The following is an 11,944-nucleotide window of genomic DNA, read 5'->3' on the forward strand; positions in this document are numbered from 1 at the left end:
CCTCGACCGCACTCAAAAACCCGCCGTATCAGCCGATACCAAATGTGAAAGGCGGGTTTATGGATATAGACATACTCCGAACGATTGTCGCGGACCGAGGGGAACTGCTGGCGCTTCCTCAGACACTCGCAGAAGTATTGCGCCTGGTGAGAGACGAGGGTTCGACGGCCGATGATCTGGCCGCGGCGATTACCAGAGATCCGGCCTTGACGGCGAAGGTTCTCCGAATAGTCAATTCCGCGTTTTACGACACGGGCCGCAGGATCGGGTCGATGACTCAGGCGGTCATGACGCTGGGGATGCGTCAGATCACGGCGCTGGCTCTCTCGACCTCGGTGTACAGACTTTTTGAAGGCTGGGGATCATCATTCGACAAGCTCCGCTTCTGGCGCCATTCGCTTGAGGTAGCCATCGCCTCACGGACTATCGCCGAGCGGGTGGGTCTGCGCGAAGTGGAAGAAGCGTTTGTGGCCGGCCTGCTGCATGACATCGGCCTGCTTGTTCTCGAACACTCCTTCCCGGAAAAATTCGCCCGCGTATGGGCCGAAGCCGCCCGCGATAACAACCTTGTTGACCTCGAGGAAGACGTCTGGGGGACAGATCACGCCCGCGTCGGGCAGTTCCTGCTCGGGCAGTGGCATCTGCCCGAGTCCATATGCCGATCGGTCGGTTCGCATCACACCGTGTTCGTCCCGGGCACCCGCGACCCCGAACTGAAGCCGTGCCAGGTGGTCTGTCTGGCGAACCACGTCTCTCGTTTCTCGATCGCGGGCTCACCGAGGCCGGGCAGCGGCACCGACCGTGAGAATCGAGACATCCTCCAGGAGAACCTTCAGCTGACCCGGGAGGAGATCCACAAGATCGAAAAGGACCTCTTCAGCCAAACCATAGCCGAGGCCCGGTACCTCGAGATGGACATCGGTTCGGTGGATAGTATCCTTCTGGAGGCCAACCGCCTGCTTTTCGACCAGTACCTTACGGTCGAGAGTCTTCTCAAAGAGAACCGCCAGATGCAGCAGCGGATCGTACGGGACCAGTTTCAACGCGTGTCCGTGGAGTCGTTGAAGTCCACGAGGGCGACGTTTGCACGGAACCTCGACGCTGAAGTGCTGACCATGCGCAACAAGGCGGAGGAAGTAAGGAAGGGGATCGAGGCCGGCATGGTGACTGCCCCGGCGCCATCGATTCTGCACACGCTTGACGACATCCTGAGCAGCATCGAGACGGTGCGCAGCATGACCAACGAATTGAAAAATCTTTCCCAACTCGACGCAGGGGTCCTGAGCGAGGACCGGAAGCCGGATATGCCGGACGGCAGGGCGGAGTCAGAGGTCGGTTCGGTTGAGGAGCGGGTTCACGTCGGATGATTGAGGACGGCACGCGGACAAACGGCCGGTCCTGGGAATCAGGATCGGCCGTTTTGTCAGGTTAACAGTCGACAGGGGTGACCGGGATGTCAATCGGAGCTGCTGATCACGATTGCCGCACCGTTTGCGGAGACTGTCAGCGAATCGCGACCCTTGCCGAATCTGTGTTCCACTGATTGTTTCGCCCCTTCGCCCGTGATTCTCAGGGGCAGCAAAGTCTGGATATCTCCGTCAACGCTCGTAGCCCGTAGGTACACGTCGGAGCGATCGGCCACCGCCAGGTTGATCTTTCCGTACGAGGCGTCGATAGTTGACGCCCCCCGCAACGGCCCATCCAGTATAATCGTGGCCAGGCTGTTCACGGCGACAAGGTACAGGGGGCCGGTCAGACCTGCCCCTCGAAACTGTCCGAAACTGCACGTGGTCGTCAGGCTGCCGCCGACGTCGAGGACGTCGATGGTGGAGTGAGTGTTGGTCAGCACGGCTGACTCACTGACCCGGCGGACTATAATCGGCATATAGGCGTTCGTGACCGACACCTCGCCGTCGACGTCCGTGACCTCTACCGGCCCCAGGGTGTTTTCAATGGACACCCTGCCGGTGTGATCGCTCACGCGCACGTTCCCCGAATTCTTAAGCTGTACCTGACCGCGGCAGTTGCGCAAGGTCACTGCCTCGTAGGCATTCTGAATCTGCATGTCGCCGTCGCAATCGGAGATCTCGACGGGTCCGTATGCATTTTGGGCGACGATCGGGCCTGTCACGTCCTGAAGCAGGATTGAGCCCATGGAGTTCTCAGCCGTGACGCCTCCCCTGACAAGCTCCACTTGCAACTCTGAGGAGGAGCCGGTAACGCTGAGTCCGCCCTGGAGGTCACTTATCTGCACCTGGCCGTACGCGTTCGTGCAAACGACCGGGTTGGTGCCGGGGACATCTACCGAGAGCACGGAAGTGAGAATCCTCGTGGTGGGGTCGCTGATACCGGGCAAAGTGGCAGTGACCATGTAATCACCTCCGGTCGAACTCACGTCGAGTCGTGCGCGAGAGACGAAATCCTTTTCGTCGCTGCGGGATCTTGCCTGCACCTCTATTTCCAGCCGGGCGATCACAAGGTTGCCATCGTAACCCAGGATACGAACGTCGCCATGGGGGTTGGCGACGATTATGCGTCGGTCAGAGTCGGTGACCCTGATGCTGTCCGAGTATTCGCGTATCAGGCCGGCTTTGCCTCCAGGTTTAATCGTCCACCTGCCGCGGTCAGCAGTAATATTCGGAATGACGATTACCGGCGGCTCCGGCGGGGGCGATGGCCAGTCTTCGAGGTCGGTGTCCGGCCAGTCTTCCAGGTCGGCGTCTGTTTCCTCCACACGCCGTGCCTTCTCCATAGCTTTCAGTGTGCTCTTGAGCACTTCTTCAGCGAGTTTTTCGACATCGACAAAGCGCTTGATATTGGCTTTGAGGTACGCCTGCAGCTTGCGGTCCCCGTCCTTTTGCATGCGTGAGTGTTCGACGTACTCTTCAGTGAGGTCGACCAGGATGTTCATCTCGCGGTGAAGGTTTCGCACGATTCGGCAGCATTGCGACTCGGCCATGGCCGGGTCTGCCAGATGGGCGTTCTCCAGAGCTTTCAGATCGGCGACGAACCGGCCGATATCCTCCAGGAGCGGCTCGTAACTTTCCGCGTATTTGCCGCTCTCGAGGCCGGACGCGAATGGTTCGAAACTGATCGGGTGGGCGCGGCGTGTTTCCGGATCGAGGTCCGACAGGTAGTCGCTGTAATCCTCGACGATCTCCTGGAGCTGTTCCAGGATGTCAAGGTATTCGTCGGCCAAATCCTGAGAGAGAGCATCCAGTTCGTCCCGCAGGTCCTCCAAGGACTCGTAGATGCGCTCGTCATCCGGGGGCACCACCTGAGCCGGGGAAGCGACCCAGGACACGAGAACAGTCAGACAGGCGGCTGCAACGGCTCTGCCAATCGCTCTTTTCCTCATATGGAAGTCACCGCCTTTCCGACTCCCGGAACTCCCGTTCGTCCCCCCAGGGGTGTTCGCCGACAACACAGGCTCGGGTCATCGGGCCGTACATCGAAGTCTCCTTCTCGATCCAGTCAGTCCAATAAGTAGCGGCGGTTGCAATCCCGCTGTCAACTGTTAACCTACTTATGGTTACGCAGGGCGGGGCGGAAGGTTTCGGGCGGAACGCCTGCCGGGTAAGAGATTGCTGAGCGTGGTCTGTTTTCAGAAGATTGTGAACTTACTTGCACCAGGTTTGTTCCAGAAATAGGCGAGTTCGGGCGGAGGCTGCTCGTGTTGTTCGGGCGCGTTTTATAACCGGTTGTTTGTCAGCGTCTTAACATCGTGCCTATGGGGTCGCCCTAGTATCTCCGGCCCGGGACAGATTGCCGACGGTGGGGCATCTGTTTTGCGCTGTCTAAGGCAAACCACGATGAGGCAATCCAATGACGGGAAAACACCGGCAATGAAGGTTCCGGCAGTACTGCTCTTTGCTTTACTGGCTCTTGGTTCGGTTGGTCAGGCCCACGGTTTCGACCGAGTTGCGGTGCATTCGGCCCGAATGCAGGGACTCGACCTTGGTGAAAGGGCGGGTTCCAACGTACGCACCAGCGGGACGAGCCCCGTTGCGGCTGCGTTTTCGGATATCCTGTTGTCCCAGTATCAAGGCCCGGCCAGATTCGATCAGGAGAACCCCTGCCTTAGAGAACTGATCGACGGGGGCCGGCTGATCGCCTGGGAGGACACTCGCTGGGGAGCCCGCAAAATCTTTTACCAGCTTTTCGATGCCGACGCCAACCGGTCGGGCGGTAACCAGTTCACCGCAGGATCCGCCATGGGCACTGATTACGTTGAACCCAGCCTGGCCGTGGATACCTCAGGTCGCATCTACCTGTTCTACCGTGACAAAACGCGCGGGCTGGTTTTTGGCTCGCGGTATTTGCCGGATCTGACGGTTGATCTGCCCGAGTTCCTCGTCAACGACACCAGTTCGGGCTCGTTCGCCGGTCCCTTTGCCCTGGCCGTTTTTCCGGACGGCCGGACGGTTGTCGTCTGGGAGAACTACGACGCCACCGGCTCGAACATAGGCGTGAGAATTTACAATACCGGCGGCGTCAGTGTCTTCGGTCCGGGCAGGGTCAACTCCGACGTCAGCATTGCGCAACTCTGGGTACCTTCAGTAGCCGCCGAACCCAGCACCGGGTTTCTTGTTGCGTGGGAGGATTACCGGTCAGGAAACGCAGACATTTATGCCCGCTTGTTCGACGGTGACGGCGATGCGGTGGGGGATGACTTCGCGGTCATCGAACCCATTGCCGGCGCTACCGACCAGTTCGCGCCTCAGATGGTCTATTCCGCCGTCGACGGTTACGTGATCGGCTGGATTGACAGACGTGAGGGCCAGGAGGTCTTCATTCAGCAGTGGGATTCCAACAGCGGGCGGGTCGGAGAGAATCGTCGAATCTCTCTCGGAGATACTCTCGTCAGCAACTGGGATCTGGACCTGGCGGCATCTGACGAGGGTAAGATCCTGGCGTCGTGGGCGGCCTTCGGAGCGGCGAACTCGATACTGGCTGTCCGCTTTGATTCGGGGATGGTACCGGGCGGACCGGCGCAGGTGCACAATCTCTCGGAGTACGGCGGCCGCTGGGGTCCGTCAGGAGATTACGGCCAGGGCGGCCGGTACTCGCTGACCTGGACCGAATTCGAAGATGACGATCCCGATATTGATTTCATGGTATTTAACGATTCGGCTGAGCAGACGTTTGATCCCGAAATACGCGTTAACCTGGACAGCAGTGGGGCGCCTTCGTTGGCGCCTTCGGTTGCCGCCTCGACGGACTGGTATGATCTGTTTGTCTGGGTTGACGAGCGGTACGACGCCGGCGACGTTTACCTTCAGACACTTTCGGCGGCGGGAGTACGGCTGTATGGCAACCTCCGTGTCAATCAGGACACGGGCATGAGCCTGCAGGCCGAGCCGGCGATAGCTGTTTCGGAGACGCAGTCGCTGGTTGTCTGGACGGACAGCCGCCCGTTGGCCGGGATTGCGGGACAAAGAATCTTCGGGCGGTACGCCACCCCGCTGGGCGAGTTTGAAGGCGACGAGTTTCTGGTCTCGGATACAGGTCAGGCCGCCGTAAAAGGCGTGGTCAAGGCGGTGATGGCGTCCTCGGGGCAGGCCCTGGCGGTTTGGACGGACAGGCGCGATACGGTCCCACAGGTCTGGGGACGATGGCTGACTCCTTCAGGTACGCTTGATGGCGACGAATTCCAAATATCTGATCCGGTTACCGATCGCAAGAACGCCGATCTGCACACCGGCGTCGACGCGCTCGGGCAGTTCTACGTCGTCTGGCTCGACCGTGGCGGCACCGATCCCGCGGTCAAGGGTAAGTGGTACGAGACGGGCAAGGCCGAGGGCGGCGCCTTCACGTGGATGTCGTCAGTTCCCGGGGTGACTATCGACGATATCGCCGTTGACGTCAATCAGGCCGGGGAGATCATTCTGTTCTGGAGCGGCGCCGCGGGTGGAGTGAGGGAAATATACTCGACCCGGCTTTCTTCCAGCGGTGCCGTCCTGACGCCGCCGCTCGAAGTGACGGACCATCCCGATGCCGACGCCACGCAACCGGCCGTCTCAGTCGATGAGAACGGCTACGTCGGTGCCGCCTGGGTGGATCGCCGCAACGGCGCCCGGCAAGTCTACTACCAGATACTTGACAATTCGTTCCTGCCGGTCGGCGTCAACGAACCCGTCTCTTCGGTTATTCCCGAGTTTATGGAATCGCCGGCCACCGATGCCCATCGGGGAAGGGCCTGGTTTGCCTGGGCGGACCCGCGCGCGAACGGTTTGAACGTCTATGCGTCCAGTGTCGTGTACCTGCCCACCGACGTTGAAGACGAGACCGAGGACGTGTTGCCGGCCGCGTTTGGTCTGCACCAAAACTACCCGAACCCGTTCAACCCGGCCACGACGATTGAGTTCTCCGTCCCCGTCAGTTCCGAATTGACCCTTACCGTCTACAATCTGCTTGGTCGCCGGGTAAAGATTCTTGCGCAAGGCAGATACTCGACCGGTACGCACAGGATTCTCTGGGACGGCACCGACGATTCAGGAGATCCCGTGGCCAGCGGAGTCTATCTGTATCGTCTCGGTAGCGACGAGTTTTCAGAGCAGCGCAAGATGCTGCTGCTGAAATAAGCCCGACCGGGCACCTCTCAAACGACCTGCTCCACCCGCCGATTTTTCCGCCTGCAACATCAGAATAGATCGCGACGACTCGCTCTGTTTTCCCGGGTTGCGGACGGCTCAGACGGATTTTACCCGGACCCTGCATTGTGATACGGACGGCCTCCCTCTGCTGACTGGCTATGGCCTTGCTGGCGGAACTCTGCCGGAAGAACGGTCCGGAAGTCTCCGGGCCCGGGCGTATGGCTTACGATCCGCGCGACTGTCAGTGAGGGAAGAAGAGGGCGCCGAAATCCTGAAGGAAATGGGCGATGATGCACGGCCAGATGCTGCCGGTACGAATGTACAGAAGCGAAAACAAGACACTATAGGTGGCGATAACGATAAACCCGGGCAGACCCTGGTAGGCGTGACACAGGCCGAATACGGCGGCCGAAACGATCGTGGGAATGATCCAGCTGCGAAACCGTCCGACGAGACGAAGGCGCGTCATCAGGTATCCCCGGAAGGCCGTCTCTTCGCAGATTCCCGCCGTCAGCGAAACCACTACCCAGACGACCTTGCCGAACGGATCGGAAGGAATCAGCAGGCCGATTTCACCCGGCATGGGCAGCCCGACCTGAGCCAGCAGCCAGGAGAGGCCCGATAGAATCAGATTTGAGACGAGCAGAAAGGCACCTGCCCAGAGAAAATCAAGACCCCGGATTCTCTTGAATCCGAGTCCCCTCAGGCCGGTGGCTTCCGTATAAGCGCCTCCATAATTCAGCAGAAACACCGCCCACTGGAAGAGCACGGTAGTGATCAAGAGGAAGATCAGCATGCCCTGGTTCAGGCTTTTGAGCAGAGAGGAAGAATCCTCACCGACGCCCAAAACGGAAATGACGGGGTAGATGAGCAGCAGGAATATGAGATTGAGCCAGGTGAGGGTAGTTCGACGGAAGTCCTGGTTGCCCGAGGCAGTGAGAAACTGGCTGGATTTGTCGCCGGGCCAGCCCAACTCTCCCGATTCGCTATATGCGGCAATCCGTTCGTAGGGTTGATCGTCCAGACCGGCCTCGCTTTCAGCTTACCGGGGGGTTCAACTGATCGTTGGTTGACCTGTTCTTCCTCGCTATAGACCCTGCGACCAGAGCCAATCCGAGTACGATGATCAGGAGAGGCCAGCTGTACTTGATCGGAGGCAGCAGGTTGGATGTATGGCCCCAGAGGTATAGGCCGATGCCCAGCAGTATCACGCCGCTGACAAGTGGCCGCCTCTTCTTCGGTCGTTTCTGCTGCGTTTTGCCCGTCATGTCTTCCCTATCGGTTTGCATTCCATTAACTCCGTCTACAGAATATATGGCAAAAACTGTGCAATTGTTTAGGTAAACTTGATCTCACGGCAATTTTCGTGGCTCGTGCCGGTCGGGTGAATCACGTGATACCGGTGTAACCCGTTGGCGCAAAACGGACGTGACGGGCTTGTGGTAGCGCAGGGCGTCACCGCCGGGTAGGTTCTGGGGCAACCGCAAGGTCCCGCAGGGCGCGGGGCTGGTCGGCAGCATACTGCAAACTCGAAACGGCCCACAGATAAAGGGGGATTCAGGAGATGGCGGGAAACAGGGTGATCTACCAGAACTGGATTGCAGATACCGGCCGTGGTCGGCGGCGGGACCGCAGCGGCAGCCGGTCCGGGCTTGATGACCGCACCTTGACGCCCGCTCAAGCGGCCGCTGATCGGGAGCGCCGGGACCTGATCGGACGGGAAGTGGCAAGGGCGCTGCTTGCGCTGACGGACGACGAGCGTGAGTTCATTGAGCGATTCTACTTCGCCGGGCAGAGTTACGCCTCTGTCCGTGAGAGTTCCGGGCGAGACGTCCACAAGCTGGAGGCGTTGCACAAGCGGGCACTCAGGAAACTCAGGAAGGAGCTTGCTCCACTGGTGGCCCGGCTTTACCACCTTCACCGGGCCCCGGAGGCTGACTGCGTAATCTGCAATTCCCCGTTTCGCCCGCAGATCGACTTGTTGATACGGTATCGCGACAAGTCCGGCACTTGGAAAGACATCATCGGGACCCTCAGGAGCCGTTACGGGATCAGGATCGGCACGCCGCAGATTCTGATCGGCCACGAGAAATACCACTGAACCGTCCGGGGCTGCAGGTTATCGGGAAACGACGTTTCTGCAGCACGGCACACGTCCTGGAGGAAAGAATATGGCGGCGAAAACTGAATCGAACGTAACCCGGAAACTTCGCGGCGAGCACTGCCTGAACATCTTCGTCTCGTACGAACTGAAGAACAAGCTGAGGCAACTGGCGCAAAAGTATGACCGGACAACGGCCGACATAGTTCGGGCCGTTCTGAGGATCGGCATCCCCATGATGGAGGGCCTGTCTGCGGCTGAAGAGGTCATGGTGAAAGAATACGTGCAACTGTTTCGGAAGCTGCGGCAGGTCAAGGCGCTAAAGGAGATCTGAGCCGAGCGGGCCGGGGCTACGGGCAGGGGGCCGGAAGAGGATTCGGTTCAATGAACAGGTACGAGATCAAGGCCGTAAGGTCACCGACGTCAACGATGCCGTCCGGGCCTCCGTCAACATTTGCCTCCGGCAGGCAGTCAAGCCCGGGGTAGGATCTGACAAATAGATAACCGATCAGCGCGGTCAGATCACCAATATCGATAACCTCCTCGAGGTCACCGTCGATATTGCCGGTCAGCCCGAGGCAGCACGGTGTCTCGCTGCTCCAGCCGGTCAGTCTGGCCATCATCCACCACCAGGCTTTTCCCTTCAGGTAGCAGTTGAAACAGTGCGAATGGGCGCAGATGTCGCAGCCCGGGCAGGTGTGGGTGGCGCACCAGTCGTAACACCAGGCGCAGTAATCGGATTCGACCGGATAGAAGTTGCCGTCGGGATCGTAGCTTTCGATATCGGCAAAGTCGTAAAGCACTTTGTCGTTAGTCGTGCAAAAATTGCGAATCTGGTTGTTCCGTGCGTAGAGGTTGCCCTCGAGGCCGGTGCTGTCCAGGTGCCCCGTCATGTAAACAAACCTGACAGCCGGGTAGTCCGCCTCCAGTTCCGCCATCTTGTTCAGGTAAATGTCGATGCCTTCTTCGGTGTTGTCCGAAACGCCCGCGCACCAGGAGAACATGGCGACGTCGCAGTCCGGGTTGGCGTCGAGGTACGTTCGCGTGTACGGCGCCCAGGAGGTGTCGCCGGTGAGGCCGAGATCGTCGGCACGCTCATAGAAATCCGGCTTGTCATAGGAGCCGTTTTCATCGTGCAGCATGACCAGACCGGTCATGATCTGGCTGCCGTGGGAGGTGTGCAGGTAGTAGACGTGGTAGTTGCTTCCGATAGTTGCGATAACCGAGCCGGGGATGATGCCAAACTCACCGACCGCGGAGTGATCGGCGATAATGGCTTCGCTCCAGGCAGTCGCGGGTACGGAGACCGCCGCCAGCGCAATCAACACCACGGCGACGACCGGTACTGAGAATGATCTGAGCATCAGTGCTCCTCTAGTCCAGACATCGATAAGAATACCGAAGACTTCAGACAAACGATCCGGTGTAACCCTCTGCGACAACGCATGCCCCCCGGCGGCTCTTTAGCGCCGCAGGGGCCGGAAAGTACAACTCGCCCGAACCACCGGCTTCCCCGGTGGCCCGGTAATGGCGTTCGATAGAAAGTATACTGCTTTTTCCCCTCGCGTCAAGGAAATCCGGGTTTGACAGCCCTGATTACCGGCTTACAACTCCGGATCGGCCTGAGCCGCAAGATCACAGAGCCGGTCGGCCGGCGAGCCGGACGCGCGGGCGCACGTCCGGCTAAAGACAGGACAGCATACTCAAAGCTACTGGCAGTCCGCTGGCGGCGGATTCGGCGGGATGAACAGGTACGCGATCAACACCGTCAGGTCGCCGATGTCGATGACACCACCGGCATCACCGTCGATATTGGCCTCCTCCGGACAGGGCAGCGGCTCGGTAGGCGGTATGAACAGGTAGCGGATCAAGGCTGTCAAATCCCCTATGTCGACTTCATCGTCCGGCTTCCCGTCCACGTTGCCGGTGGTCCCCATGCAGCAGCCTTCCATCGACTCCTGCAGTATCTCCTGAGCCGTCAAAGCACGGTCGAAGATCTTGACTTCGTCGACGACGCCCTCGAACCGATCTCCTAATCCTTTGCCTACGATCAGCGGGCTTGTATAGCTGGTGTTCAGGTCGGCGTTCATCATGTATGGAAAGCTGGGATCCAGCTCACCGTCAACGTATATCTTCACTTCTCTATCCAGAAACGTAATAGCGAGGTGGTTCCAGTCGTCGACCCGGATCGCCTTTGTGGTCAATGGCGCGTCGCGCCAGCCTCCGTTGTAATAGGCGAAGTTGACCCGCCCGGAGCCGACAACCTGCATCTGCCAGTTGGCGTCATTCTGCCATTCCGGCGTCCTCTTGACCACCGGGCCGTACGTGCCTTCGTCGGGGAGGCGATACGGTTTTATCCAGGCCATAAGCGTGATGGCGGCAGGTCTAAGGTATGGGTCGTCCGGTACCTGCAGGTAATCGTCGATCCCGTCAAACTCGAGGCCATGGCCGAACCGGCCGTCCACCCAGCTTGGCCCGTTCACCAGCAGACCGTCGTTTCTGATAAAGCTTGAATCATGCGCAATAGTGCCGGTACCTTCCTCAAACCTCCAGTAGCCGACAAGGGAAGACTCGCAGGCGTCTCCAACATTGTTGCTGTTGGCATCAATCTGGTCCGGATTGTAAACGGTCGGGCAGTTGTCACACGTGTCACCCACCTGATCTAGGTCCTGGTCCGACTGGCCGGGGTTATAGGTCAACGGACAGTTATCGTCCCACTCCATGACGCCGTCACAATCCTCGTCATACCACGGGCAGCCGAACAGATAATCGCATCCCGGCCGCAGGTTGTCCGCGTACCACACCCGCGCTGCCGCCATCCGGGCGTCCATGTCTGCCGACGTGCCGTTCTGCACCGACGATACCACCGAGTAGAACGTCATCGTGTCAGCGGCTCCGAGCGTAACGTTGTGCTTGAACGTCACGACACCGTGAAGGTCCGCATTCTCGCTCTCCAGACCGTTGTCGTACCCGGTCAGGCTGCCCATGAGTTGCCAGAACCGAGGCGGCTGCAGGGTGTCGTCGATAAACAGGTTGCTGTCGTTACGACCCGCAAACGCTCCCACGAAAGCCAGGTCGTTCACGCAGTTGTCCAGGTTGTACTCCGCGTTGGTGTACATGCCCAGGAAGGCATGAGTGCCCCACCGGTCGGCATGGTTCTGGCACCGCAGCGTGTCATCAACGTCGTCAGTACCCTGGTAGTAAATCGTCCGGTACTTGGCGTTCGGAATCCCGTTGTTGTTCGAAC

8 protein-coding genes are annotated in these 11,944 nt (G+C 59.3%); 4 read left to right on the forward strand and 4 right to left on the reverse strand.

What is annotated here, in order from left to right; genetic code table 11:
* Positions 1-59: 59 nt before the first annotated feature.
* Positions 60-1,367, forward strand: coding sequence for an HDOD domain-containing protein (locus VMY05_12640; protein HUV31917.1), 1,308 nt, complete (start codon positions 60-62; stop codon positions 1,365-1,367).
* Between the two features lie 89 nt (positions 1,368-1,456).
* Here VMY05_12640 and VMY05_12645 read toward each other — a convergent pair whose 3' ends face one another.
* Positions 1,457-3,358, reverse strand: a complete 1,902-nt coding sequence (locus VMY05_12645; GenBank protein ID HUV31918.1) for a hypothetical protein — start codon at positions 3,356-3,358, stop codon at positions 1,457-1,459.
* 487 nt (positions 3,359-3,845) lie between these two features.
* Between VMY05_12645 and VMY05_12650 the strand changes: the two genes are divergently transcribed.
* The gene (locus tag VMY05_12650; protein ID HUV31919.1) at positions 3,846-6,584 is read left to right on the forward strand and encodes a FlgD immunoglobulin-like domain containing protein; all 2,739 of its coding nucleotides are present in this window, start codon (positions 3,846-3,848) and stop codon (positions 6,582-6,584) included.
* 253 nt (positions 6,585-6,837) lie between these two features.
* Here VMY05_12650 and VMY05_12655 read toward each other — a convergent pair whose 3' ends face one another.
* On the reverse strand, positions 6,838-7,569 hold the full coding sequence (locus tag VMY05_12655; GenBank protein HUV31920.1) for a type II CAAX endopeptidase family protein: 732 nt from the start codon (positions 7,567-7,569) through the stop codon (positions 6,838-6,840).
* A gap of 591 nt (positions 7,570-8,160) precedes the next feature.
* On the opposite strand from VMY05_12655, the gene VMY05_12660 reads away from it, so the two are divergent.
* Together VMY05_12660 and VMY05_12665 are read left to right on the forward strand one after the other, a co-directional pair.
* Entirely contained in the window at positions 8,161-8,697 is a 537-nt protein-coding gene (locus VMY05_12660; protein HUV31921.1) for a hypothetical protein, read from the forward strand.
* A 70-nt stretch (positions 8,698-8,767) separates the two neighbouring features.
* Positions 8,768-9,031: a hypothetical protein gene (locus VMY05_12665; GenBank protein ID HUV31922.1), complete on the forward strand. Its 264-nt coding sequence runs from the start codon at positions 8,768-8,770 to the stop codon at positions 9,029-9,031.
* A 16-nt stretch (positions 9,032-9,047) separates the two neighbouring features.
* Here the strand turns inward: VMY05_12665 and VMY05_12670 are convergent, their stop codons facing one another.
* Positions 9,048-10,061: a hypothetical protein gene (locus VMY05_12670; protein HUV31923.1), complete on the reverse strand. Its 1,014-nt coding sequence runs from the start codon at positions 10,059-10,061 to the stop codon at positions 9,048-9,050.
* A gap of 345 nt (positions 10,062-10,406) precedes the next feature.
* The coding region (locus VMY05_12675) for a LamG-like jellyroll fold domain-containing protein (GenBank protein HUV31924.1) at positions 10,407-11,944 on the reverse strand (1,538 nt) is incomplete at its 5' end.

The sequence above is a fragment of the Acidobacteriota bacterium genome, from assembly GCA_035529075.1.
GTDB lineage: Bacteria > Zixibacteria > MSB-5A5 > GN15 > FEB-12 > DATKXK01.

Coding starts and splice junctions, on each gene's coding strand:
- VMY05_12670 (HUV31923.1), bottom strand. CDS start 10,061: ATGCTCAGATCATTCTCAGTACCGGTCGTCGCCGTGGTGTTGATTGCG.
- VMY05_12650 (HUV31919.1), top strand. CDS start 3,846: ATGAAGGTTCCGGCAGTACTGCTCTTTGCTTTACTGGCTCTTGGTTCG.
- VMY05_12645 (HUV31918.1), bottom strand. CDS start 3,358: ATGAGGAAAAGAGCGATTGGCAGAGCCGTTGCAGCCGCCTGTCTGACT.
- VMY05_12665 (HUV31922.1), top strand. CDS start 8,768: ATGGCGGCGAAAACTGAATCGAACGTAACCCGGAAACTTCGCGGCGAG.
- VMY05_12640 (HUV31917.1), top strand. CDS start 60: ATGGATATAGACATACTCCGAACGATTGTCGCGGACCGAGGGGAACTG.
- VMY05_12660 (HUV31921.1), top strand. CDS start 8,161: ATGGCGGGAAACAGGGTGATCTACCAGAACTGGATTGCAGATACCGGC.